25 protein-coding genes, 1 other RNA gene and 1 pseudogene are annotated in these 24,560 nt (G+C 64.9%); 12 read left to right on the forward strand and 15 right to left on the reverse strand.

All coding sequences use genetic code 11. The annotated features are described in order from the left end of the window. Positions 1-24 precede the first annotated feature (24 nt). On the forward strand, positions 25-831 hold the full coding sequence (locus tag NDY25_RS07270; RefSeq protein WP_168957212.1) for an SDR family oxidoreductase: 807 nt from the start codon (positions 25-27) through the stop codon (positions 829-831). Positions 832-978: 147 nt separating this feature from the next. On the opposite strand, the gene NDY25_RS07275 is transcribed toward NDY25_RS07270, so the two are convergent. Further along, a complete protein-coding gene (locus tag NDY25_RS07275; RefSeq protein ID WP_168957213.1) occupies positions 979-1,692 on the reverse strand; it encodes a pseudouridine synthase in 714 nt (237 codons plus the stop codon). Continuing rightward, complete coding sequence (locus tag NDY25_RS07280) at positions 1,689-2,756, reverse strand: class I SAM-dependent methyltransferase (protein WP_168957214.1); 1,068 nt, start codon at positions 2,754-2,756, stop codon at positions 1,689-1,691. Before NDY25_RS07280 ends, NDY25_RS07275 begins: the two co-directional genes overlap by 4 nt. A gap of 567 nt (positions 2,757-3,323) precedes the next feature. Here NDY25_RS07280 and NDY25_RS07285 point away from each other — a divergent pair. Continuing rightward, positions 3,324-3,584, forward strand: a complete 261-nt coding sequence (locus NDY25_RS07285; protein WP_306308849.1) for a hypothetical protein — start codon at positions 3,324-3,326, stop codon at positions 3,582-3,584. Positions 3,585-3,685: 101 nt separating this feature from the next. Here the strand turns inward: NDY25_RS07285 and NDY25_RS07290 are convergent, their stop codons facing one another. The 5 genes from NDY25_RS07290 to NDY25_RS07310 form a co-directional block, all read right to left on the reverse strand. Continuing rightward, positions 3,686-5,023 (reverse strand): PQQ-dependent sugar dehydrogenase, encoded by a 1,338-nt coding sequence (locus NDY25_RS07290; RefSeq protein WP_168957215.1) that lies wholly within the window; start codon positions 5,021-5,023, stop codon positions 3,686-3,688. A gap of 89 nt (positions 5,024-5,112) precedes the next feature. Continuing rightward, positions 5,113-5,421: a DUF3247 family protein gene (locus NDY25_RS07295; RefSeq protein WP_168957216.1), complete on the reverse strand. Its 309-nt coding sequence runs from the start codon at positions 5,419-5,421 to the stop codon at positions 5,113-5,115. 125 nt (positions 5,422-5,546) lie between these two features. Beyond that, a complete protein-coding gene (locus NDY25_RS07300) occupies positions 5,547-7,580 on the reverse strand; it encodes a PAS domain-containing hybrid sensor histidine kinase/response regulator (protein ID WP_168957217.1) in 2,034 nt (677 codons plus the stop codon). A 107-nt stretch (positions 7,581-7,687) separates the two neighbouring features. Next, entirely contained in the window at positions 7,688-7,978 is a 291-nt protein-coding gene (locus NDY25_RS07305) for a hypothetical protein (protein WP_168957218.1), read from the reverse strand. Further along, positions 7,965-8,411: a hypothetical protein gene (locus NDY25_RS07310; RefSeq protein WP_168957219.1), complete on the reverse strand. Its 447-nt coding sequence runs from the start codon at positions 8,409-8,411 to the stop codon at positions 7,965-7,967. The genes NDY25_RS07305 and NDY25_RS07310 overlap by 14 nt, the downstream gene beginning before the upstream one ends. A 248-nt stretch (positions 8,412-8,659) precedes the next feature. Here NDY25_RS07310 and NDY25_RS07315 point away from each other — a divergent pair, with 248 nt between their 5' ends. After that, positions 8,660-9,235 carry a DUF3016 domain-containing protein gene (locus NDY25_RS07315; protein ID WP_006452574.1) on the forward strand — a complete coding sequence of 192 codons (576 nt, stop codon included), beginning with the start codon at positions 8,660-8,662 and terminating at the stop codon, positions 9,233-9,235. A gap of 151 nt (positions 9,236-9,386) precedes the next feature. On the opposite strand, the gene alr is transcribed toward NDY25_RS07315, so the two are convergent. Further along, entirely contained in the window at positions 9,387-10,487 is a 1,101-nt protein-coding gene (gene alr, locus NDY25_RS07320; protein WP_168957220.1) for an alanine racemase, read from the reverse strand. Next, on the reverse strand, positions 10,487-11,776 hold the full coding sequence (locus NDY25_RS07325; protein ID WP_168957221.1) for a D-amino acid dehydrogenase: 1,290 nt from the start codon (positions 11,774-11,776) through the stop codon (positions 10,487-10,489). The genes alr and NDY25_RS07325 overlap by 1 nt, the downstream gene beginning before the upstream one ends. Before the next feature lie 149 nt (positions 11,777-11,925). On the opposite strand from NDY25_RS07325, the gene NDY25_RS07330 reads away from it, so the two are divergent. Next, positions 11,926-12,405 carry an Lrp/AsnC ligand binding domain-containing protein gene (locus NDY25_RS07330; RefSeq protein WP_023902425.1) on the forward strand — a complete coding sequence of 160 codons (480 nt, stop codon included), beginning with the start codon at positions 11,926-11,928 and terminating at the stop codon, positions 12,403-12,405. A gap of 113 nt (positions 12,406-12,518) precedes the next feature. Here the strand turns inward: NDY25_RS07330 and NDY25_RS07335 are convergent, their stop codons facing one another. Continuing rightward, positions 12,519-12,950: a hypothetical protein gene (locus tag NDY25_RS07335; RefSeq protein ID WP_168957222.1), complete on the reverse strand. Its 432-nt coding sequence runs from the start codon at positions 12,948-12,950 to the stop codon at positions 12,519-12,521. A gap of 379 nt (positions 12,951-13,329) precedes the next feature. Between NDY25_RS07335 and msrB the strand changes: the two genes are divergently transcribed. The 7 genes and pseudogenes from msrB to NDY25_RS07365 all read left to right on the forward strand — a co-directional run bounded on the left by msrB (position 13,330) and on the right by NDY25_RS07365 (position 17,765). Beyond that, a complete protein-coding gene (gene msrB / locus NDY25_RS07340; RefSeq protein WP_168957223.1) occupies positions 13,330-13,794 on the forward strand; it encodes a peptide-methionine (R)-S-oxide reductase MsrB in 465 nt (154 codons plus the stop codon). A gap of 99 nt (positions 13,795-13,893) precedes the next feature. Beyond that, a non-coding RNA gene (locus NDY25_RS07345) (sX9 sRNA) lies at positions 13,894-13,965 on the forward strand. A 52-nt stretch (positions 13,966-14,017) separates the two neighbouring features. After that, complete coding sequence (locus NDY25_RS07350) at positions 14,018-14,233, forward strand: hypothetical protein (RefSeq protein WP_168957224.1); 216 nt, start codon at positions 14,018-14,020, stop codon at positions 14,231-14,233. A 161-nt stretch (positions 14,234-14,394) separates the two neighbouring features. Next, on the forward strand, positions 14,395-15,249 hold the full coding sequence (gene motA, locus NDY25_RS07355; protein WP_006452580.1) for a flagellar motor stator protein MotA: 855 nt from the start codon (positions 14,395-14,397) through the stop codon (positions 15,247-15,249). 10 nt (positions 15,250-15,259) lie between these two features. Beyond that, positions 15,260-16,474 (forward strand): flagellar motor protein MotB, encoded by a 1,215-nt coding sequence (gene motB, locus NDY25_RS07360; protein ID WP_168957225.1) that lies wholly within the window; start codon positions 15,260-15,262, stop codon positions 16,472-16,474. Between the two features lie 409 nt (positions 16,475-16,883). Beyond that, positions 16,884-17,472, forward strand: a pseudogene (locus NDY25_RS22930) (hypothetical protein). Positions 17,473-17,480: 8 nt separating this feature from the next. Beyond that, complete coding sequence (locus NDY25_RS07365; protein ID WP_168957227.1) at positions 17,481-17,765, forward strand: DUF4031 domain-containing protein; 285 nt, start codon at positions 17,481-17,483, stop codon at positions 17,763-17,765. Between the two features lie 410 nt (positions 17,766-18,175). Here NDY25_RS07365 and NDY25_RS07370 read toward each other — a convergent pair whose 3' ends face one another. Then, entirely contained in the window at positions 18,176-18,727 is a 552-nt protein-coding gene (locus NDY25_RS07370; RefSeq protein WP_023902418.1) for a DUF6630 family protein, read from the reverse strand. Positions 18,728-18,891: 164 nt separating this feature from the next. On the opposite strand from NDY25_RS07370, the gene NDY25_RS07375 reads away from it, so the two are divergent. Further along, positions 18,892-19,158 carry a DUF3297 family protein gene (locus NDY25_RS07375; protein WP_006452586.1) on the forward strand — a complete coding sequence of 89 codons (267 nt, stop codon included), beginning with the start codon at positions 18,892-18,894 and terminating at the stop codon, positions 19,156-19,158. Between the two features lie 613 nt (positions 19,159-19,771). Here NDY25_RS07375 and NDY25_RS07380 read toward each other — a convergent pair. The 4 genes from NDY25_RS07380 to NDY25_RS07395 form a co-directional block, all read right to left on the reverse strand. Further along, positions 19,772-20,533: an ABC transporter permease gene (locus NDY25_RS07380; protein ID WP_168957228.1), complete on the reverse strand. Its 762-nt coding sequence runs from the start codon at positions 20,531-20,533 to the stop codon at positions 19,772-19,774. Further along, the gene (locus NDY25_RS07385; protein WP_168957229.1) at positions 20,530-21,474 is read right to left on the reverse strand and encodes an ABC transporter ATP-binding protein; all 945 of its coding nucleotides are present in this window, start codon (positions 21,472-21,474) and stop codon (positions 20,530-20,532) included. Before NDY25_RS07385 ends, NDY25_RS07380 begins: the two co-directional genes overlap by 4 nt. Before the next feature lie 299 nt (positions 21,475-21,773). Next, on the reverse strand, positions 21,774-23,411 hold the full coding sequence (locus NDY25_RS07390; RefSeq protein ID WP_043889481.1) for a Na+/H+ antiporter: 1,638 nt from the start codon (positions 23,409-23,411) through the stop codon (positions 21,774-21,776). A 337-nt stretch (positions 23,412-23,748) separates the two neighbouring features. Then, positions 23,749-24,396 carry a hypothetical protein gene (locus NDY25_RS07395; protein WP_233366284.1) on the reverse strand — a complete coding sequence of 216 codons (648 nt, stop codon included), beginning with the start codon at positions 24,394-24,396 and terminating at the stop codon, positions 23,749-23,751. Positions 24,397-24,560: the final 164 nt, after the last annotated feature.

The raw sequence follows: 24,560 nt of genomic DNA on the forward strand, positions 1-24,560 counted from the left end.
CCAACTCACTGACGCGATGCTCCGATGCCCTTGATTCCGGCTGTTTCCGCATGGAACCCGTCCCCGCTGCAGGACCGCGTGGTAGTGATCACCGGTGGCGCGCAAGGCATCGGCCGCGGCATTGCACAGGCGGTGCTGGGCGCAGGCGGCAGCGTGGTGATCGGCGATCTGGATGCGGAGGCCGGCAAGGCCTGTCTGCACGAATGGGCACTGCCGCAACGCAGCGCCTTCGTCCGTTGCGATGCGGCGCGCAAACCCCAGGCAACACGCTTGATCGCCGCCGCACTGAAACGCTTCGGTCGCCTCGATGGCCTGGTCAACAACGCAGGCGTGGCCGATCCGCATGTCGCGCCATTGCCGCAACTGGAGTGGGACGAGTGGAATCGCCGGCTGGCGAGCCTGCATGGCGCATTTTTGTGCAGCAAGCAGGCCTTGCCCGCACTGGCGCAAGCCGAGGGCGGCGGCGCGATCGTCAATATCGCCTCCACCCGCGCCTGGCAATCGGAGCCGCATAGCGAAGCCTATGCCGCCGCCAAGGGCGGCCTGGTGGCCTTCACCCACGCATTGGCGCTGAGCGAAGGCCCGCAAGTGCGCGTCAACAGCATCAGCCCGGGCTGGATCAGCACCGATGCCTGGCGTGCACCGCAGCGCAGGCGCATGCCCAAACTGTCGCGTCGCGACCATGCACAACACCCGGCCGGCCGGGTGGGCACGCCGGAAGACATCGCGCAGCTGGCGGTGTATCTGCTGTCGCCGCAGCTGTCCGGCTTTGTGACCGGCCAGGATTTCGTCGTCGATGGCGGCATGTCGCGCAAGATGCAGTACGTCTAAAGTCTGGCGCAGGTCAGCTACTTGGAGCGGGGCGACAAAATGACGTGCACCGCCAGGCGAGCGCGGCCGTCTTCCTGGTTCCCATCAGCACACGAACACCTTGGCGGCGCGGTGTTCTCACTGTTTGCGGGACCTTTGGCGGATGGATCATGCCTGCTCGCTGCGGCCGAACAACACCTCAAGATCGGGCGCTTCCAGCGTGCGCCATTGCCCGGACGGCAGGCCTTCCAGCGACAGCCCGCCAATGCGGCTGCGGTGCAGCGCCACCACATGATTGCCGGCGGCGGCAAACATGCGCCGCACCTGGTGGTAGCGCCCCTCGTGCAAGGTCAGGCGCGCTTCGCGTGGCCCGAGTACATCCAGTTCGGCCGGCAGCAATGGTTTGGTTTCGCCCTCCAGCAGCAATGTGCCGCTGGAAAACAGCGCAGCTTCGTCGCCACGCAAGTCTTCGGTCAGGGTGACGTCGTACACCTTGTCCAATGCGGACTTGGGCGAAATGATCCGGTGCAGCAGCGCGCCGTCGTCGGTCATCAGCAGCATGCCGCTGGTTTCGCGATCCAGCCGCCCCACCGGTGCCAGCACCGGCGCGCGCGAACGGAAGCGCAGTGGTAGTAACTCGTAGATCAGCCGGCCGGTGTCCTTGGTCGAGCAGGTGTAGCCGCTGGGTTTGTGCAGCAACAGGCTGAAACCCGGCGGCGGATCCAGCGGCTCGCCATCGATGCGGATCGCGTCGTGCTCCACCTGGTCGTCGGCATACAGCACCTCGCCCTGGACATCGGTGACCGCGCCCTGGCGAAACAGCTGGGTCACCTGCTTGCGGCTGCCATAACCGAGATTGGCGATGTGCTTGACCAGCTTCATGCGCGCGCTCCACGGCCGCGGATGGCAGAAATCAGCTTGAAACCGTGGCGTTCGGCGGCCACGCGTACCTGCCCGAAGCTTTCGTTGAGCACGTATTCGTAAGGCAGATGCCGGTTGGCGACCAGCAACAACTGCCCGCCCGGGCGCAGCGCCTGCGCGGCCACCGAAATGAAGCGCTGCCCGATATCCGGGCGATCGGCACGCGAGGGCGTATGGAACGGCGGATTGCTGACGATGAAGTCGTACTGCGCCACCAGGCCGGCGGTGACGTCGTGCCAGTGGTACTGCAGCTGCGCCGGATGCGCGATGCCCTGCAGATTGCGCTGCGCCAGAGTGAGTGCGCGCGCCTCGGCCTCGTACAGATCCAGCGCGGTGACCTTGGGGCAGCGCGCCAGCACTTCGGCCGACAGATAGCCAAAGCCCGCACCCAGATCGGCGCCGTGCCCGGCCAGCGTGGGCGGCAGATGCTCGACCAACAGCGCAGAGGCAGGATCGATGCGGTCCCAGGCGAACACGCCCGGGCGGCTGACGAAGCGCCCGTCCAGAATCTTGCGCGGCGCATCCAGCGCGGCCCAGCGCGCCTGCAGCGCCACATCGGTGTCGGCAGGCAGCGGGGCGCTCCAGTAGGTGCGGCAATGGTGCTTGGTCAAACTCCCGGCCAGGCCGGTGAGCTGGCGCAGATCGGCTTCGCCCGAGCGCGCGCCCTCGTTGTTGGACTGGCAGGCCACCACGCGGCCACCCGGCGCGGTCAGCGCCACGGCGCGCGCAAACAACGCACGCGCTTCTTCGCGCTGACGCGGCGGCAGCACCAGCACCAGTGCGTAGCGCGTGCTGTCGGCTTCGATCTCGCTCTCTTCGCGCACGTTCCAGCCGCTACGCTCCAGCGCCTCGGCGAACGGCCGAAAGCTCTGCTCGCAGGTCAGCGTATCGGCGGCGGCATGCTCACTCAGCGCAAAGCCATCACGCGCGCGCAGGAACAACACCGGGCCGTTGGGCCACGGCAGCACACCCTGGGCGAAGGGCAGGAACAGGGTTTGAAGCGGGGCGTCGTGCGGGCCAGCCATCGGATCATCGGGTCGGGAAACAGGCGGCCATTGTAAGGGACCGCTGCCGGCTACCCGGCGCCGCCGCTTGATCAAGCCTGGTGGTCGAATGCGCGGTGTCCTCACCGCTCGCGGGACACGCCGCAAGTACGTCCATGTAGGCTCGGTAGCGGCATCCATGCCGCCACACGGTCCCGCAAGCGGCGAGGACACCGCACCAGAAAGTTTGTTGGTTGCTTGAAAACATGCACACCGACCATCTCCACTGGTCCTTGCCCGCCCACCGTCGCGGGACCTTACGCGGCATGGATGCCGCGTAAGAGCCTACATGGACGTACTTGCGGCGTGTCCCGCGATGGTGGGCCGGCAAGGGCTCTGCAGCAAACCCGCAGATCAGCCGCTCTGCAGGGAAGGCCAAATCCTCCGCTTTGCAATCGACCAACGTGAAATAGTTCTGTCAGCCACTCCAAGCCGATTCCAATTGCGTGACCTAGCAGCGGCATGCCTTCCAATGTCTATACGGACTATTGATGCGTACGCAACATCTGCCCGCCTAGGCTGAAAGCACGCCCACACCGGAGAGACGCGATGCGAGCCTTGTTCGTAGGTGGAGTTGTCGACAACAGCGAAATGGATCTGGACGACACCCCGCCACCGTTGCATTACCCCGAAAACACCGGCGCCGGCCGGCCGCGTTATCGCCTGCATCAGGTGGGCGAACGCGACGATGGCAGCTTGGCCTATGCGGTCTATGGCGCACCGGAAATGGCCGACGATGACATCAGCCGGATCACCGAGGAGCGTGGCTACGCGCGTCGCTTCAGTGCGTCTCCGGAGGCGCCGCGCTAATTGCGCTTAAGCGACCTGATTGTGTTTGAGTGAGAACGCGCATGAAAAAACCGGGCCCGGGCCCGGTTTTTTGTTTGAACGCCTGGATCAGCGCATTGGGATCAGCGTGCCTTCGGAGTCACCCGCCAGATCACATTGCCCACATCGTCGGCCACCAGCAGCGCGCCGCTATTGTCGGGCGCCACGCCGACCGGACGGCCCTGTGCATTGCCTTCGGCGTCGAGAAAACCGTCCAGCACGGTGATCGGCGTGCCGTTGGGCTTGCCGTCGACGAACGGCACGAACAGCACCTTGTAGCCGCTGGGCGGATCGCGATTCCATGAGCCATGCTGGCCGATGAAAGCGCCCTGGCGGAAGCGCTCGGGGAGCAACGTACCGCTGGCAAAGCTCAGACCGAGCGAGGCGGTATGCGGCCCGAGTGCGTAATCGGGCTTGATCGCCTTGGCCACCAGTTCGGCATTCTGCGGCTTGACCCGCTCGTCCACGTGCTGGCCGTAATAGCTGTAAGGCCAGCCGTAGAAGCCGCCATCGCGCACCGAGGTCAGATAATCAGGCACCAGATCGCTGCCGATTTCATCGCGCTCGTTCACCACCACCCACAGCGATTTGCTCTGCGGCTCCCACGCGGTGCCGACCGGATTGCGCAGGCCGCTGGCGAACACGCGGCTGCTGCCGGTGGCCGGGTCGATCTCCAGAATCGCCGCGCGGTTGAGCTCGGCTTCCATGCCGTTTTCGGCCACATTGCTGTTGGAGCCCACGCCCACATACAGCTTGCTGCCATCAGCGCTGGCCAGCAGCGACTTGGTCCAATGGTGATTCAGACCGCCAGGCAGATTGGCCACGAAGGTCGGCTTGGCGGTGATATGCGTGTCGCCGGCCTTGTACGGAAAGCTCACCAGCGCGTCGGCATTGGCGACATAGAAACGATCGCCGACCAAGGCCATGCCGAACGGCGAAAACAGGCCGCTGACAAATTGCGTGCGCACCTCGGCCACACCGTCGCCATCGACGTCGCGCAGCAGCGTGATGCGATTGGCGCTGGGCACCACGGCGCCGGCCTTGCTCATCATCGCGCCCTGCACTTTCTTGCGGATCCCGCCACCACCTTCGGCATCGTCCGGCTTGGGCGGTTCTGCAGTTTCGGCCACCAGCACATCGCCATTTGGCAGCACATAAACCCAACGTGGGTGGTCGAGATCGCGCGCGAACGCGGCGACCTGCAGATCGTCGGCAGCGATCGGCTTGGCATTCTCGGTCCAGCGTTTGACCGGCGCCACCTTGACCGTGGGGATCAGGCGTTTGACCGGCTCGGGCAATTGCGGGTTGGGTCCGGTTCCCTGTTCGATGGCAAGCGTGGCGGTATCGCCGCAGGCGGCGAGAACGGCGACAGTCAGTAACGACAGCGGCCAACGAGCGAGCTTCAACGAGGGTGCATTCATTGCGAGGGCAATCCTGAACAGTTGCGACAATCGGCCATCATGCCGTCAACACCACGTTGAGAAGTAAACACATCGTCAATGCAGGCGTTTCAGGGCGTAGGTTGCGGAGCGGCGCCCACTGGGAGCGGGTGCACCGCCACGATGCGATCCATCCAGATCCACTGCGGTTCCTGCGCTGCATCCAGATGATCCAGGCGCAATTGGCCGTTGATGCCTTCGCGCTGCTGAGCGTCCAGATAGGTCTGGATGGTCGGGCGCACGGCAACCGTGCCGCTGATGGTGCTGCCATCGTCCAGTTCGATCTGCACACGCTCCTGACCACCGAGCAGCGACACCCAGTGTTCGAGCGTTGCGATCTGTACCTGTTCCGAATAAACGTGCGGGGCGTATTTGGACATCGTGGCATCTCCGAAGAAGAAGTTGCCACGCTAGGCCACTGGCTGTGAAAGACGCACAAAACAGCGTCTTGCTTATGCAATTGCCTGGCTACGCATGATCGCGCGACGTGGATGCCGCGCGTGGGTCAATCCACCGATTCGCGCGCCGCGCGCACAGCGGTGACAAGTTGCGCAACGCTGTAGGGCTTGGCCAGATGCTCCTGGAAACCGGAGTCCAGCGCGCGCTTGCGATCGTCGTCGCGTGCCAGTGCGGTCACTGCCACCGCCGGCAATGCACTGGCGTCCAGCCCCAGGTTTTCGCGCACGGTGCGGATCAGTCCGTAGCCATCCATGCCCGGCATGCCGATGTCGGTGAGCATCAGATCGAAGCGTGCGTAACCGCGATGATCGATCAGCGCCAGTGCATCGGTAGCGCTGCCGGCGGTGACCACTTCGGCGCCCTGCTCTTCCAGCAGGCGGCGCAGGTAATCGAGCATGTCCGGCTGATCTTCCACTGCCAGCAGACGCAGGCCATTGAGCGCACGTGCTTCGATGATCTGCTCGGACATCAGCCGCCGACGCAGCTCGCGCCGCGGCCGTTTGGCCTGATCGGGAATGTGCTCGGGCAGGCGCACGGTAAACGTGGCGCCCTTGCCGCGCCCGCCACTGGTGGCGCCCACCTGGCCGCCATGCATTTCCACCAATTGCTGCACGATCGCCAGGCCCAGGCCCAGACCGCCGTGCTGGCGCGTGGTGGTGCCGTCTGCCTGGCGGAAGCGCCCGAACAGATGCGGCAGGAATTCGGCGGCGATACCGTCGCCGGAGTCGCGTACCGACACCAGCAGATGGCCGTCGTCGCGCTCGATGGTGACGTCGATGCGGCCGTGTGCCGGCGTGAACTTGATCGCGTTGGAGAGCAGATTCCACAACACCTGCTGCAGCCGCGTGGCATCGCCGAGTACCAGGCACGGAGTGGCCGGCACGTGCACCTCCAGGACTTGGTCCTTGCCTTCGGCAGCCAGTTCCTGGGTAGTCAGCGCTTCGTGCACCTGCTCGGCCAGATCCAGCGATTCGACCTCCAGCTGCACCTTGCCCAGCAGCATGCTGCTGAGATCGAGCATGTCCGAGATCAGCCGCTTTTGCGCGCGTGCGCTGCTGGCGATCACCGACAGGCCCTTGTAGGTGGGCTGGCCTTCTTCGACCCGCTGCAGCAGCAGTTCGCTCCAGCCCAGAATCGTGGTCAATGGCGTGCGCAATTCGTGCGACAGCGTGGCCAGGAACTCGTCCTTGAACCGCGCCATGCTCTCGGCCTCGTTGCGCGCAGTGCGCTCGGACTCGAGCAGTTGTTCGCGCGCCAATTCGATTTCGCGCTGTTCGGTGACATCCGGACTGCTGCCGGCAAGACCGATAAAGCGACCATCGGCCGAATACCGCGGCGTGGCGGCCATTTCGATCCAGCGCCACTGGCCATCGTGGCGGCGCGCACGTACCAGCGCATGCAACGCGCGCTGTTCTTCCAGGGAAGCGGCCAGTTCGAACTGGAAGATCGACAGATCGTCCGGATGCAGCAATTCGCTCCACGCCGAGACCGTGCCGCTGGAAATATCGATGCCGAAAAATTCGCCGTAAGCGCTGTTGACGAAACGCACCACACCCTGCGCGTCCAGCACCCAGACCGGCATCGGCAAGCCATCGGCCAGTGCGCTGAAGCGCGCCTCGCTCTCGGCCAGCTCGCGCTCGACGCGCTTGCGTTCGGTGATGTCCATGAACAGCACCGCCACCCGCGCCTGCTCCGGTTGCCCGACCCGGAACGCGTCCACCGAATACCAGCGCCGCAACGCCTTGGCCTGCATTTCGAAATGGATACGGTTGCCGGTGCGGGCAACGTGCCCGTAGCGGTCGAACCACTCCTGCTCATGCTCGGCGAGCATGCCGCGCACGGAGACATTCACCGCGTTGGTCAGACCGGTGTAGCGCTCGAACGCGCCATTGGTCGAGCGAATCACGTAATCGACGGCTTTGTCGCCATCGAACACCATGTCGATGACGCAGAACCCCGCGTCCACGTTATGGAAGATCTCGTGGTACATCGCAGGATCCAGGAACGGCTCGGCGATGGCGGCAGGCAGGCCGGCGGCCAATTCAGGGCTGGGACTGGAAGTGCTCAAATCGGGGTCCACGGGTGATGCCGATGCGAATGACGGGCAGATGAAAACACGCCCGATGTCGTCAGGGGGTGCACGGGCAACTGACCGGATTCACGGTTCACCCACAATCCCGAATCGCCTCACCACAGCAAGGCCGCAGACAGCGCGATAGCGGCGGCCAGCAACACGATGCCGGCAATCATGCCGCGCAGGACCCATTGCCCTTCGCGCCGCAACTGCTCATCCATCCAGCGTTGGGCTTCTTCGCGCCAGGCGGTCGAGCGCGCATGGTCGGCATCCAGCAACAGCAAGCGCACGCGCGATAGCCCCAGCTCGGCGCATTCGCTGCGACAGCGCAGGCTGAAACCGTCCACGCCGCTGGCGACCTGGGCGTCGAGCGGAAGCTGCAATTCGAGTTCAGGCCTGGACATAACGCGGACGCTCCTGATCCAGCTCGTGTTCCAGCGCCATGCGCGCCAGTTGGGTGTAATTGGCACGCGGGCCCTGGCCGCGACCGGTGAGCATTCCCTGGTAATCCAGATCCTGCCAGACCCGCCCGGTCCACTCGACGCAATCCTCGGCAATGACCAGCATCAACGAGTAACGGTAGTCGAGCCCATTGGCCGAGGTGTAGGCATAGACCGGCGGGAACTGCACCGCCACATCGCCCTGCCGCGCCAGTGCAGCCAGATGCTCACGCAGTGCATCCCGTGGGTCGGCACCCGGCTCCAGACGCATCCCGCGGGTTGCCAGATCCAGATCCACATCGCTTTGCAACGCGACGAACGCGGCGGCACCTGTGGACGGGTTGTGGCCATGCTGCTTTGCCCAGTCGATGAACTGCAGGCGCACGTCCGACGGCATGTGTGCCGGCGCCGAGGAAGCTGACTTTGTGCGGAAAGAGTGGGTGTCCATGCTGGCGATCATCCGGTCCGCTCCGTGAAGCGCGGGCGCAGGCGCAGTGAACCCGCCGTCATGGCGGCGCGGTCGTGGATTAACCGCGCGGCAACACCGATGCATGCCCGGTTGCTGCCGCGTTGCGGGCGATCCAGCGCACCCCCACACTGCTGGAACGCCCGGTACGCCATGTACCTTCCGCTTGGAGACTTTCCATGAAACGTTCCAGCCTTTACGGCGCCAGCCTGTTGCTGGCAGGACTGCTCGCGGCGACCGGTGTGCAGGCCCGCGTGCGTAATGTCACCGACCCTCAAGCGCCACGTGCGCTGAGCAGCGAAGGAAACGTGGATGTGCGCTGGACCGACCCGGCGCAGTTTGCCGAAATGCGCTTCAGCGGCAACCGCTGGGAGGCGCAGCGCGGCGACTGGGTGACCCAACTGGCGACCCATTTCCAGCAGAGCGCCGCCCGCCGGCTTCCCGACGGCCAACACCTGAGCGTGACCATCACCGACATCCGCCGCGCCGGCCAGTACGAGCCCTGGCACGGCCCGCGCATGCAGGACGTGCGTATCGTCAAGGACATCTACCCGCCGCGGTTGAGCTTCAGCTACACGCTGACCGGCGCCAATGGCGAGGTGATCGATCAGGGCGAGCGCAAGCTGGTGGATTCGGCGTTTTTGATGAGCGGCCCACGCCTGACCGACAGCGACCCGTTGCGCTTCGAAAAAGCCATGATCGACGACTGGGTGCGCAAGCAGTTTCGTGGCGATCGGAGTACGGCTGGGGTGTGAGCTCCGCTTGAGCCCCTCTCCTGCGGGGCGAGAGGGGTTGGGGTGAGGTACGGGGGCGAAGCCCTCGTGTTGTTCCGACTGCACGAGGCTTCGCTCGTACCCTCATCCGGCGCTGCGCGCCACCTTCTCCCGATGGGAGAAGGGATGCAACTTACCGGGTCACTTCATCGCCCACCGCCGCCTCACCCACATACGTCCGCGGCACGCGCTTGAGTCCACACAACAGCTGATATGCGCTGACATTGCACTGCGTGGCCAACGGGGAGACCCGCGGCGCATCGCCCCACAGCTGCACTGGCGCGCCGATCTCCGCCTGCGGATGCTCGGTGAGATCTACGGTGAGCATGTCCATCGAGACGCGACCGATCAACGGGCAGACCTGCCCATCCACCAGCACCGGCGTGCCATTGGGTGCGAACTGCGGATAGCCGTCGGCATATCCCATCGCCACCACACCCACGCGCGTGGGCCGTTGCGCAACGAAGCGGGCGCCGTAGCCCACCGGCTCGCCGGCCGGCAGCTCCCGCACGGAGATGATGCGCGAACGCAGCGTCATCACCGGGCGTAGTTGCGCGGTGCTCTCGGTTTCCTGCGGGAACGGGTTTGCCCCGTACAGCATCAGCCCGGGGCGCGACCAATCGTTGCGCAGCGCCGGCCAGCCGAGCAGGCCGGGCGAATTGCGCAGACTGGTTTCCGCGCGCATGCCGCCGGCGGTGAGCGCGAAGGCCACCGCCTGTTCGTCGGTGCGGCTGCAGTCCAGTTCATCGGCGCGCGCCAGGTGGGTCATCAGCACCAGCGAGGCGATCTGCGGCAGCCCGCGCAAGCGCAACCAGGCGGCGCGAAAATCTTCCGGCGACAAGCCCAGCCGATGCATGCCGCTGTCCAGCTTCAACCACACCCGTAACGGGCGTGGGCTCTGAAAGTCGGCCAGCGCGCGCACCTGCTGCGTGGTGGCTGCCACCGTCCACAGATCGTGCTCGGCGATCAGGCGCAGTTCGTCGTGTTCGAAAAAACCTTCCAGCAGCAAAATCGGCGCGCGGATACCGGCCTGGCGCAGCTCCAGGGCCTCTTCGATGCAGGCAACCGCAAAGCCGTCGGCTTCGGGCTCCAACGCCTGCGCGCAGCGCACCGCGCCGTGCCCGTAAGCATCGGCCTTGACCACCGCGAGGGCCTTGCTGCCGCCCAGGCGCTTGGCCAGGCGGTAGTTGTGACGCAATGCATCCAGATCGATCAACGCTTGCGCAGGACGCACTACGCGGCCTCCTGCTGCGCGCGGGCGCTGCGTGGCGAGAGGTAACGGAACACATCCAGGCCTTCGGTATCGATGTCGGGGCTGCGGCCCTGCATCAGGTCGGCCAGATAGCGGCCTGAGCCGCAGGCCATGGTCCAGCCCAGGGTGCCGTGGCCGGTGTTGAGGAACAGGTTGGAATACGGCGTGGCACCGACCACCGGGGTGCCATCGGGCGTGGCCGGGCGCAGGCCGGTCCAGAACTCGGCCCTGGCCAGATCGCCGCCACCCGGGAACAGGTCGTTGACCACCATTTCCAGGGTGGCGCGGCGGCGCGGATTCAACGACAGATCGAACCCGGCCACCTCGGCCATGCCGCCGACGCGGATGCGCTCGTCGAAGCGGGTGATGGCGATCTTGTAGCTCTCGTCCAGCACCGTGGAGGTTGGCGCGCGCTGCGCGTCGACAATAGGGATGGTCAGCGAATAGCCCTTGAGCGGATACACCGGCAGATGCATGCCGAGCGAGAGCAGCAGGTCGGCCGAATAACTGCCCAGCGCCAGCACATAGCGGTCGGCGGTTTCGAGACGGCCATCGATCTGCACGCCGGTGACGGTGCGGCCGTCGTGCTGCAGATGCTCGATCTGCTGCCCGTAGCGGAATTGCACACCGGATTGCGCGGCCAGCGCAGCCAGGCGCTGGGTGAACAGCCGGCAGTCGCCGGTCTGGTCTTCGGGCAGGCGCAGTGCACCGGCCATCTGCGCACCGCCACCGGCCAGGCCGGGTTCGAATTGGGCGATCTGCGCGGGTGTCAGCAACTCGTACGGCACGCCGTACTGGGCCAGCACTTCGATGTCCTGCGCGGCGGCATCCAGCTGTTGCTGGGTGCGGAACAACTGGGTGGTGCCGAGTTGGCGGCCTTCGAATTCCAGCCCGGTGCTGGCGCGCAGTTCATTGAGGCAATCACGACTGTAGTCGGACATGCGCACCATGCGCGCCTTGTTCACCGCATAGCGCTCGGCGGTGCAGTTGCGCAGCATCTGGGTCAGCCAGGCCAGCTGGCGCAGATCGCGGGTGGGCCGGATCGACAACGGCGCGTGCTGGGCGAACAACCACTTCATCGCCTTGCCCGGCACGCCAGGGGCGGCCCAGGGCGAGGTGTAGCCGAACGACAGCTGGCCCGCGTTGCCGTAGCTGGTTTCCAGCGCCGAGGCCGGCTGGCGGTCCACCACGGTGACCTCGCAGCCGGACTGCGCCAGATACCAGGCGGTGGTGGTGCCGATGACGCCGCTACCGAGAATGAGCACCCGCATGTCGTTCTCCTGGAAAGGGTATTCCCCCACAACCACGCGCCGAGGGAGACAGTTAGACGCAGTATATTGCGAGCCAGGCAGTGCCGTTTCTGGAATCGGCGCTACTTCGCAGTGAAATTTCCTGCCAAATCTGTAGGGAGACAGACCTCATGGCCACCCGTGTGCGCGAGCTGGACAAGATCGACCGCAAGATTCTGCGCATCCTGCAGCAGGAGGGGCGGATTTCCTTCACCGACCTGGGCGAACGGGTGGGCTTGTCGACCACGCCCTGCACCGAACGGGTACGCCGGCTGGAGCGCGATGGCGCCATCACCGGCTATTACGCGCGGCTGGACCCGCACATGCTCAAGGCCAGCCTGCTGGTATTCGTGGAGATCAGCCTGGCCTACAAGTCCGGCGACATCTTCGAAGAGTTCCGCCGCGCCGCGCTCAAGCTGCCCAACGTGCTGGAATGCCATCTGGTCTCGGGCGATTTCGATTACCTGCTCAAGGCGCGCATCAGCGAGATGGCGTCCTATCGCAAGCTGCTCGGCAGCACCTTGTTGACCTTGCCGCATGTACGCGAGTCCAAGAGCTACATCGTGATGGAAGAGGTCAAGGAGACGTTGGCGTTGCCGATTGCGGATTGAGGCGGGGATTGGGGATTGGGGATTCGTGGTCGGCGACGCAGCGAAGCTTGGGACGGCGGTTGGATGGAGACCGATCTGATTGCTGCGGATCAGACATCGACTGCTGCCGGATGTCAGCGCACCACGCGCATGCCGTCGCCGGCAGGAACCGCGTCGTAATAACGCCCGGTCTTGGTGTCCAGCACCCGGTTGGCGCCGGCTGGCTGCATGCCTTGCAGCAAGCGGCCATTGCGGTCGTAGACCATCGGCGCGCTGGCAGGCAACACCTGGCTACCGGCCAGAGCCACCGGTGTCTGTGCCGGGCCACGGGTGGGGATGGTCGGCGCGGACGGGCGCTGACCGAGCTGAGACGGCACCGGACTGGTGCCTGGCGCTGGTTGCACTGCGCGCGGCGCGGTCAGCGTGGGCTGAGCCGGAGCCGGCGTGGTGATCGGCTGCAAGGTGTTGGACGAGCGCGTGGTAGTGGCCGATTGCGCCAGCGCCGCGCCGGCAATCGCCAGCAGGCCGCACAGCAGCAGGCCGCGCGTTGAAGAATGGATCGCCATGACGGGCACCGTGACTGGTTTGAGGGGTACTGATTGGGTGGGGGCGCCGATGTGTCGCGGCAATGCATGGGATTGGCTAGGGGATGAACGCGTTCGCGAGGTGATTGCAGTGCGAAGAGTCCCTTCTCCCATCGGGAGAAGGTGGCGCGCAGCGCCGGATGAGGGTACGTGCGAAGCCTCGTGTTCTCACCTACCCGATGTGGCTTCGCCCCGTACCCTCACCCCAACCCCTCTCCCGGAGGGAGAGGGGCTTACTCGTCTCCGGTGGCGCGTAGCGCGGGAGAGGGGCTTCGTCCCCGCAAGCTTGAACCACGCCGCCAACGCCCACATCACGGGTGCAGACGCGGCACACCGCCAGCGCGCGCATGCGAGAGCCTTCATGAGCCAGTTCGATCTGACACCGCCCTCCCCCGCCCAGTGCGATGCCCTGATCGCCGGGCTCAGCGACGAGGAACAGCGCGTGCTGCTGCAGCACGGCACCGAGGCGCCGTTCTGCGGGGTGTTCCTGGACAACAAGCTGGAGGGCGTCTACACCTGCCGCCTGTGCGGGCTGCCGCTGTTCCGTTCCAGCGCAAAGTTCGAATCCGGCACCGGCTGGCCGAGCTTCTTCGCCCCGTACGACGCCGCCCATGTGCGCGAGATCCGCGACATCAGCTACGGCATGATCCGCACCGAGATCGTCTGCGCGCGCTGCGACAGCCACCTCGGCCACGTGTTCCCCGACGGCCCGCCGCCGACCGGCGAACGGCATTGCCTCAACTCGGTCTCGCTGGGCTTCACCGAAGATGGCCACGCACTGCCGAACCCGCTGCAACGCGACGGTGCCGAGGCGCAACCGGCCTGACCTGGCGAGGCCGCCCAGAAAGCAGTGGCGACCCACTCAGAGCGACTCACAGAACTACAGCGCAATCGTCAGGCGGGCGCGGTCGGCGCTCGGATCGGCATGCACGGTTCATTTCGGTTCCTGTGCGCCGTCCGCACCCACCTGACGGCCGCTCGCTACGTTCTGTTATCCGCTCTTACTGCCCACACCATTGCTCGCTGTAGTGCTAGAAACTGCCACGACAATGACGCTCGACGCTCGGCGGCGGGTCATCCGGGACGTGGTGCAGACGCTGAAGTTTGCTGCCGAGCGCAACCTGCGCATCAAGTCCGCCGATGCTGGTGCCACCGCCAATGCAGAGGCCGCTTGCTGCAATGCGCTGTCTCGACGCGCACAGCAATCGATGCAGATCGCAAGCCCAACCAGGCAGACCTTTTCATCACAAGCCCCACTGCGGTGAACGCCTTGCCGCAGTAAGCGCGATGCCGCTGATCGCCCTATGTGAAGCCGTCATCGCACCACCCGATCGTTCAGTTACAGCGCACACCTTCACGCCGTGCACTTCAAGAATCCGCCGCGCGCGCCGAAACAATAGCAACCCTGTTTGCTTTTGGCTGCGCCATGCTCATCATCATCGGCTTCATCGTCGTCATCGTCAGTGTCCTCGGCGGCTATGTGCTGTCGCACGGAAAGCTGGGCGCGTTGTGGCAGCCGTACGAGCTGTTGATCATCGGCGGCGCGGCGTTGGGCGCGTTTCTGGTCAGCACGCCGGGCAAGATCGTCAAGGAAACCTTCAGTAGTGTCCTGGGCGTGTTCAAGGGCCCGCAGTACAAGTCCGAGGACTACAAGGACACCCTGAGCCTGGTCTACGAACTGTTGAACAAGGCCCGCCGCGACGGCTTCATGGCCCTGGAAGATCACGTCGAAAAACCGCAGGACAGCACCATCTTCGGCAACTATCCCAAGGTGGTGGCCGACCATCACCTGCTGGACTTCATCACCGACTGCCTGCGCCTGATGATCGGCAGCAATATCGAGCCGCACGAGCTGGAGCCGCTGCTCGAACTGGAACTGGAAAAGCACCACCACGAGGCGATGGCGCCCTCGCATGCCTTGAGCAAGGTCTCCGACGGCCTGCCCGGCTTCGGTATCGTGGCCGCCGTGCTCGGCATCGTGATCACCATGGGCTCGATCGGTGGCCCGATCGAAGAGATCGGCCACCACGTCGGTGCCGCACTGGTCGGTACCTTCCTCGGCATCCTGCTGGCGTATGGCTTCGTGGCGCCGTTGTCGGCGGCGATGGAAGCGCGTGCCGATCAGGACGGGCGCATCTACGAGGCGGTCAAGACCGCGCTGCTGGCCTGCCTGCGCGGCTACAACCCGAAGATTGCGCTGGAATTCGCGCGCAAGACGCTGCCCTCCAACGTGCGTCCGAGCTTTGCGGATTTCGAAACGCACCTGAAGACGATCAAGTAGGGCCGCAGTCATGGCCGAGGGCAAATCCACCGTCGTCATCCGACGTGTCAAGAAGGTGCAGGGCGGCGGCCATCATGGCGGCGCCTGGAAAGTGGCGTTTGCCGACTTCGTGACCGCGATGATGGCCTTCTTCCTGGTGCTGTGGCTGATGGCCGCCACCACCAAGGAGCAGCGCGCGGCGATCTCGGAATACTTCCGCAATCCCAGCCCGTTGTCGGGCAAGTCGCTGGCGCCTTCGCCGGGCATGAACGGGCCGGGCGGTGCCAGCACCTCGATGATCAAGCTCGGCGGCACCGCCGACATGGCCAAGGGGCAGAAGGACGAAATGGGCCGCAAGCGCGACAACGCTGCGGATACCACCGAAGACAGCCGCGCCAAGGACAAGAAGCGCCTGGAAGCGCTGATGCAGGACCTGAAGGAAGCCATCGACAAGAGCCAGGCGCTGGAGCCGTTCAAGGACCAGTTGCTGCTCGACCTCACGCCCGATGGCCTGCGCATCCAGATCGTGGACAAGCAGAACCGCCCGATGTTCGACATCGGCCGCGATCAGCTCAAGCCGTACACGGTGGACATCCTGCGCGAGCTGTCCAGCTTCATCAATCAGGTGCCCAACCACATCAGCATCACCGGCCACACCGACACCACCGCCTACAGCAGCGATGCCGGTTACACCAACTGGGAACTCAGTGCCGACCGCGCCAATGCCGCGCGCCGTGCGCTGGTGGGCGGCGGCATGGCCGATGCCAAGGTCACCCGTGTGGTGGGCTTGTCCTCGTCGGTGCTGTTCGACAAGACCAACCCGCAGAATCCGATCAACCGCCGCATCAGCATCGTGGTGATGACCCAGGACGCCGAGCAGACCGCGTTGGCCGGCGCCGGCCAGGGCGTGGCGCTAGGTAAATCCACCCACGATGCCGACACCCATGTGCCGGATCTGAGTGCGGCGGCGGCCACCGGGACTGCTTCTGTGGGCACGCCGGCTGCGGTGCCTGCTGCGGGTAAGGCGGCGAGTGTATCGGTGGGTCCGGGTGCGGCGGCAGCGGCGCCAACCGCAACCGGCACACCGGCTGCGGCAGCGACCACGGCCACTGGCGCAGCGCCGGCTGCACCGCGCATCTCCACACGTACCCAGGTCGCCTCGGCTGCCGCGCTGGCCAAGGCTGCCGAGGCCGCTGTGGCTGCGGCGCCGCGCACTGCGGTCAGCACTGCGCCCGAGCAGCGCTGACCGCGTTGCGCGACACCTGGCAGCAGGTGTCAGGTGGCTGAAGACGGCGCGCTGTCTTGCATGCAGCTGCTGACCAGGATCCGCGCCGCGCACCGCTGCAAGCGAGACGCGCCGGTGTTGCTGAGAGCGTCTGAAAACGCCTCCCCAGGAGTTGTGAGATGGCTGCGGGCGGCGCGTCGTCTTACATACCGATCCTGACAGGCCTCCGCGCCGCCTGACGGTGAGCGCACCCGCTGTGTCAGCCCCTTCAGGCTGTCCCAGACCCCGGCATTAGCTGACTCCATCACGCGACCGGATCGATCGATGCATCGGCCCGGAAGGCCGCCGTTGACGGGCCTGACGGCGTCGAGCAAGCCGGGTCACGCACAAGCGCCTAGAATGGCCGGCCATTCCCAGCGTCGAGAACACCGTGTCCCGCAATTCAAAGGCCAAGCGCGACAAGCGCAAGAAGCAGCTCCCCAAGCGTCCGATCGTCCGTCTGGACCAGGCGCCACAGGTCACCAACCACGCCGTGCTGCAGGATGCCGATGGTCGCGTGGTCGCTGCGATCGGTCTGCAGGGTGGCAGCGAGTGGATGCTGTCGATCGGCGGCCAGACCATGGGCAGCGCCGACAACCCGGTCCCGATGCTGGCCATGCTCAAGCACCTGGCCAACCTGCAGGAAGCCGAAGGCAAGACCATCTCGCTGGAATATTCGACCCAGCTGCAGCAGATGATCGACGACCTGGCCGCCGAAGACGGCAAGACCGCCGAGGAATACCTGACCACGCTGGTGGCCGAATTCCAAAACGCCGATGCCGATGAAGACGGCGATGACGCTGCAGAAGACGCAGCCGCCGACGCCGGCACCGACGCCGTTGCGGAAGATGCGGCTGGCGACGACGCTGCCAGCGACGACGACAGCGCGGCAGGAAGACGCAGACGCCAGCGATGCCGCAACCGACGACGCCGACGGCGAGACGGCCGGCAAGAAGCCGAAGAAATCCAAGAAGGCCTGACCCGGCCGATGGCCGTCTACGTCGACGATGCGGTGCATCTGTGGCGCGAGCAGCGCTGGGCGCACCTGCTCGGCGATACGCTGGACGAACTGCATGCGATGGCGGCGCGGCTGGGCATTCCCCGCCGCGCCTTCCAGAACAAACTCAGCGGCGCGCACTACGACGTGCCGGCACCGTTACGCATCGAGGCGATCGCGCTCGGTGCCATCGCCATCTCCCGTCACACCGATCGCGTACTGCTCAAGGCCTTGATCGCCAACGCGCGTGCGCAGGCGCTGGGCGAGGTGCCGTGAAGCGGGGATTGGGGAATCGGGAGTGGGGATTCGCAACGGCGGTGGCTGCGGCCTGATCGGCGGCGTGCTTGAGTAGCCCCACCTGCGTGCGATGACCCTGTCCCGGTAATGCCTGTCGCGCGCAGGCACGCTCCTACGTGACAGATGTTCTGACCTGGAGGTCTTCTTCCATTTCCAAACGGCATGCCTCTGTAGGAGCGCGCTTGCGCGCGAGAGGCTGTCCCGTTAACGCCCCATCGCGCGCCAGCGCGCTCCTACGTGGCAGTCGGTGGGCCGTTAAATGCCTGCGCCAGACCACACGCTTCGCGTCCTGCCGCGCCAGCGCGCACAACTCACCGCTCAACCCGACCCCGACACACCCCAAGACCGCTCTCGCGAATCCCCAATCCCGATTCCCCAATCCCCAATCCTCAGAACGCCTCATTCCCCAACCGCACTTCCACGTCCAGCAACGAGGTCAGTGCCATCATCGCTTCATCGTCGCGGCTGAGGGCGATCCAGCCGGCGTAGGCGTCGCCACCGGTGTTCCAGTTCCACAGCGAATAGCCATGTTCGCGCAGGCGATCGAAGGCCACCGCCATCAGATCGGGCACGCTCAGGCCGTTGGCGAACTCTTCGTCGTCCAGGTCGCCGCCCCAGGCGATGCGCAGGTTCCAGCGCGCGCTGAGTTCGTCGATGGCGGCAATGAATGAGTCGGTGTCCTTCCAGTCGACGAAGAAGCCCGAGCGCCAGTCGATCGCGTCCTTCAACGCCCACAGCCAGGCATCGTCGCCTTCGTCTTCATCCAGGTCGGCCTGCGCTTCGCGCCAGGCATCGAACTGGGCAAGCGCAGTTTCTTCGTCGCCGGGATTGATCAGCAGCAGCAGATTCCACACCCGCCCCGGATGATCGTCGACATCGTCTTCGTCGCCTTCGGGCTGCAGGCCTTCGTCGTCTTCGTAATCGGCACTGTTGTCGGGCATGGCGGTCTCGTTCAAGGGTTGCAGGCGTGAAGTGTGAGGCCTGGCGCCGCGCAAGCAAACCAACCGGCGCGTGCGGATTCATCGGAAGGGGCTGGTCTTCGCGGCGCAGGACCGTATCCTGTGCGGCCGAAGACGGCCATCCCGGCCGCCATGACGCCTTTCCCATGAGCGATACCCCTCCCGATCATCTGGCCATCGATGCGCGCAGCCCGTTCCACGATGCCGATGCACTCAACCGCGGCATCGGCGTGCGTTTCAACGGTGTCGAACGCGACAACGTGGAGGAGTATTCGGTCAGCGAAGGCTGGATCAAGGTGCAGGTCGGCAAGGCGCGCGACCGTCGCGGCAACCCGATGACGATGAAGATCAAGGGTGAGGTGGTGGCCTACTTCCTGGACACCAAGAGCGACGCCAAGCCTGCTGCCGAGTAAGAGCGGCTGACAAAACTACTTTAGGCCGACTGATCTGCGACTTGGCTGCAGGGTCCTTGCCCGTCCACCATCGCGGGACACGCCGCAAGCACGTTCGTGTAGCAGCGATGATTGCCGCATTAGCAGCTGATCTGCGACTTGGCTGCAGGGCCCTTGCCCGCCCACCATCGCGGGACACGCTGCAAGTACGTTCGTGTAGCGGCGATGACTGCCGCATTAGCAGCTGATCTGTGCCCTAGCTGCAGGGCCCTCGCCCTCCCACCATCGCGGGACACGCCGCAAGTACGTCCATGTAGGCTCTTACGCGGCATCCATGCCGCGTAAGGTCCCGCGACAGTGGGAGGGCAAGGACCAGTCAAGATGGTCGGTGTGCATGGTTTTCAATAAAACAGCCGGCAAACTTTCTGGCGCGGTGCCCTCGCCGATTGCGGGACCGTGTGGCGGCATGGATGCCGCCACCGAGCCTACATGGACGTACTTGCGGCGTGTCCCGCGAGCGGTGAGGGCACCGCGCCCTCGACCCACTCAGCGTTTGATCTGGACGTCCGCGTTTGACCTGAACTTCCGACGGCATCAACCAGCATGCGGCCGACAACACCACTGCACTCACCACTCACGCCTTGAGCCGATAACCGCTGCGGAAGATCGCCGCCACCACGCCCAGGCACACGATCAGGAACAGGAAGGTCATGCCGGTGCTCACTGCGATGTGCACGTCGGCCTTGCCGTAGAAACTCCAGCGGAAGCCGCTGATCAGATAGACCACCGGATTGAACAAGGTGACCTTCTGCCACAGCGGCGGCAGCATGTTGATCGAGTAGAAACTGCCGCCCAGGAAGGTCAGCGGCGTCACCAACATCAGCGGGATCACCTGCAGCTTTTCGAAGCCGTCGGCCCAGATGCCGATGATGAAACCGAACAGGCTGAAGGTCAGCGCGGTGAGCACCAGAAAGCCCAGCATCCACAGCGGATGCGCAATCTCGTAGGGCACGAACAGCCGCGCGGTCAGCAGGATCAGCAAGCCCAGCAACACCGACTTGGTGGCGGCCGCACCGACATAGCCGATCACGATCTCCCACCACGCCACCGGCGCCGACAATACCTCGTAGATGGTGCCGGCCCAGCGCGGCATGTAGATGCCGAACGAGGCGTTGGAAATGCTCTCGTTGAGCAAGGACAGCATCACCAGGCCGGGAATGATGAAGGCGCCGTAGCTGATGCCGTCGATATCGCCCATGCGCGAGCCGATCGCCGCACCGAACACCACGAAATACAGTGAGGTCGACAACACCGGCGAGGCGATCGACTGGGTGAGCGTGCGGAACGCGCGCGCCATTTCAAAGCGGTAGATCGCACCGATCGCATGCCGATTCATGCGCGCACCTCCTGCTGGCGTGCACCGTGCACCAGATTGACGAAGATCTCTTCCAGCGAACTCTCGCTGGAATGCAGATCCTTGAAATCGATGCCCTGCTCGTTGAGCCGGCGCAGCAGCCCGCCGATGCCGGTCTGCTCGGCCTGGGTGTCGAAGGTGTAGATCAGGCTGTTGCCGTCGGCCGACAGTTCCAGCGGCAGATCGGCAAGCGCGGCCGGGATGGCCTGCAGCGGCGCCTGCAGGCTGAGCGTGAGCTGCTTCTTGCCGAGCTTGCGCATCAGCGTGTGCTTGTCTTCCACCAGCACCAGCTCGCCGCGATTGATCACCCCGACCCGGTCGGCCATGTCTTCGGCTTCTTCGATGTAATGGGTGGTCAGGATCACCGTGGTGCCCTGCTCGCGCAGCCGCCGCACCATCTGCCACATGTCGTGGCGCAGCTCCACGTCCACACCGGCGGTGGGCTCGTCCAAAAAGAGAATGCGCGGCTCGTGCGCCAGCGCCTTGGCGATCAGCACGCGCCGCTTCATGCCGCCGGACAACGTGGAAATTTTGTTGTTGCGCTTGTCCCACAGCGAGAGTTCGCGCAACACCGTTTCCAGATACTGCGGATTGGCCGGCTTGCCGAACAGCCCGCGGCTGAAACGCACGGTGGCCCAGACGCTTTCGAACGCATCGGTGGCCAGTTCCTGCGGCACCAGACCGATGCTGGCACGCGCGGCGCGGTAGTCGCGCACGATATCGTGGCCATCGGCCAGCACGGTGCCGGTGCTCGGATTGATCAGCCCGCAGATGATGCTGATCAGCGTGGTCTTGCCGGCACCGTTGGGACCGAGCAGCGCGAAGATTTCGCCGCGCTGGATTTCGAGGTCCACGTGCTTGAGCGCCTGAAAACCGCCAGCGTAGGTCTTGCTCAATCCCTGGATGGAAACGATTGGAGTCATGTGTTCTGCACTGGAACGATCAGCCGCACAGGGTAGGCCGTGCGCCATGAAGATGGGAGCAGTGTGCATGGGATGGTGTCTCCCGACGTGCGACGAGGAGCGTCAGCGAACTGGACCGCGCACGCCTGCTGCGTCTGTTTGTGCGCATCTTCATGTAGGAGCGCGCTTGCGCGCGATGAGGCTTTCCCGCCAATGCCCCATCGCGCGCAAGCGCGCTCCTACACAACCCGGGCGGCACGACCGCTGCGGCTCCTGCGATTCCCCAATCCCGATTCTCTATTCCCGCGCGCATCAGCGCGTCACGCCCGCTTGCGCGACTCGATCAGATCCAGATTGCGCACCAGCCGGCGCGACAGGTCGTCGGAAATCTCGCGGCGGCGCGCGAGCTTGAACAACTCGTTGCGCTCGGCCACCAATGCGGCATGACGGAACTGGCGCAGCGCCTGTTCGTAGGCGCCGGCCTCTTCCGGATCGGTCTCGGCCATGTCCACCGCGCCGAGCTTGCGTTGATAGCGCTGGCTGACCTGATTGGCCGCCGCGTTGTAGCGCTCGGCATGCTTGCTGCCATCCACCAGCCGCTGGCGTAGTTTTTCCACCGCTTCCAGCGCGGCCTGCGAGGCGGCCTTCACCGCCAGGTCTTCCTTGAGCTGTTCGTCTTCTTCTTCGGGCAGCTCCAGCCCGCGCAGCAGCGGCGGCAACGCCACGCTGGCGACCAGCAACGAGACCAGGATGACCGAGGCGGCCAGAAAGATCGCCAACTGGCGGGCCGGGAACGGTGAGCCGTCTTCCAGCATCAACGGCAACGTGAGCACGCCGGCCAGGGTGATCGCACCGCGCACGCCGGCCAGCGAGACCGCCACCACGATGCGCCACGGCGGGCTGACATGCTGCTCGCCGCGCCACTGCGCCTTGAAGATGTTCCAGCGCAGCGACAGGAACACCCATACGAAGCGCAACGCCATCAGGCTGGCGCTGATGGTGGCCACGTACACCGCCAGCCACCACGGATTGAGGTGACCGGCTTCCTGCACGCTGCGCACCGCCCCGTCCAGGATGCCCGGCAACTGCTCGCCCAACAGCACGAAGATGATGCCGTTGAAGGTGAACTGCACCGTGTCCCACACCGCCGAGCGCTGCAGCCGCATATTGCCCGGCGCGTTGCCGGCCATTTCCACGTAACTCATGGTGACGCCGGCGGCCACGGCAGCCAGGATGCCCGAAGCATGGAAGGCTTCGGCCAGCAGATAGGCCGCGAACGGGGTGAGCAGGTTGACCAGGATCGCCGAACCCGGCTCCTCGCCGAAGTGGCGCCAGATCCAGGCCTGGATGCGGCTCAGGCCGAAGGTGGTCGCCACGCCCAATGCCAGCCCGGCCAGCGCCACCCACAGGAAGGTCAGCGAGGCGGTGGCGATCGAGAAGCTGCCGGTCAGCACCGCCGCCACTGCGAACTGGAAGCACACCAGACCGGAGGCATCGTTGAGCAACGACTCGCCTTCCAGGATGTGCATCAGCCGCTTGGGAATCGGCACCTTGGAGGCGATCGAGGACACCGCCACCGGGTCGGTCGGCGAGATGATCGCGGCCAGCGCGAAGGCCACCGCCAGCGGCATCGCCGGGATCAACCAATGGATCAGCAGGCCCGCGCCGACCACGGTGAACACCACCAGGCCCAGCGCCAGTTCCAGGATGGCCGCCTTGTCGCGGAACAGGCCTTGTTTGGGAATGCGCCAGCCATCCAGAAACAGCAGCGGCGGCAGGAACAACAGAAAGAACAATTCCGGTTCCAGCTCGTGCCCGGCATCGAACACACCGGAGACCACCGCGCCGAGCGCGATCTGGACCAACGGCAAAGGCAACGAGAACGGCAGGATGCGGATCAGATAACCGCTGGCCGCGACCGCCAGCAACATGGCGAGGACGACATCGATCGAATGCATGAAAAACCCGGAAGAAGAAACGGTGCGCGTACGGCATCGCATCGTGCAACGCACAACTAACGCGCCGAAGGGAACATACCGGTTTGCAGGCGGCGATGAAACCACCGCGCGGTCTGGGCCTGGCGCAGTCCTGTGCGGTGACCGCCCAGAGGGTGTCGTGCTGCAGCTCTGTGGGGTGTCTGTCGATTAAACGCTGTTGGATACGCTGCCGGATGGACAAGCAGCTCCACTCCACCACGATACGCAGATCCGATAGGTCGGCGCGACGCAGCCGGCAACGTAATCGCTCGCTAGGTCACGTTGCCGGCTGCGTGCCACGCAGATTCGCAAGACGGGATCAGCGGTGGTGAGCGCGCTTGTTCGCGTGCGGCTTCGATGGCCCAGTGCCCTCGACCGGGACCAGGAAGGTCGCTTCATGCAGTTTCAGCGTGGAATCGTAGTGACCCACCGTCACCTTGACCGCCTTGACCTTCTTCTTGAACGCGTACGTCCACTGCGCGCCGACCATCTGCTGCCCGGGCTTCTGACCGTCAGCGTCTCCGACGAGTTTGATGCGCACAGGGTAATTGCCTGCGCCACCGTTGTCCGCATCGTTGGCATCGAACACATCGATATGCGCTTTCGAAAACGCCAGCGTCGACGGACCGCCGCCCTTGTAGTTGGCGCTGTCGCCGAATCCGATATTTTTATAGCTATAGGTCAGCAGGATCACTTGCGTAGGAACCCAGGAGCCACCGCCGTAATTGGGAATTTTCACCTTGGCCACGCGTGCGGAATCCACCGTGAACTCCCACTCGCCGGGGACGATCCATTTCTGACCTGGCCGATAGATGTCACTCGCAGGGGCAGTAGCGGTCGCTGACGGCGCATGCGTCGGCGTTGGCGTGACGGCTGCTGCCTGTGCAGTGCTGGATAACGCCAGCGCACCTACCGCCAACCATGCCGGCAGTACCAATCGATTGAATTCACTCTTTTTGGATTTCATGTTCTACAGCCTCTGAGCACTGATCATCACGCAAGGGCATGAATGGTAATTGCACTGTCCAGCGCTCCTTCTGCCAATCGCGAACATTCGTGCAGCATTAGGGTGGTCGTGCGACGGTTGCGACCCGATGGGCTTGGTAACGGCTGATCGCGCGGCCCCTGCAT

The organism is Xanthomonas hortorum pv. pelargonii, assembly GCF_024499015.1.
In the GTDB taxonomy this organism is placed as follows: Bacteria; Pseudomonadota; Gammaproteobacteria; order Xanthomonadales; family Xanthomonadaceae; genus Xanthomonas; species Xanthomonas hortorum_B.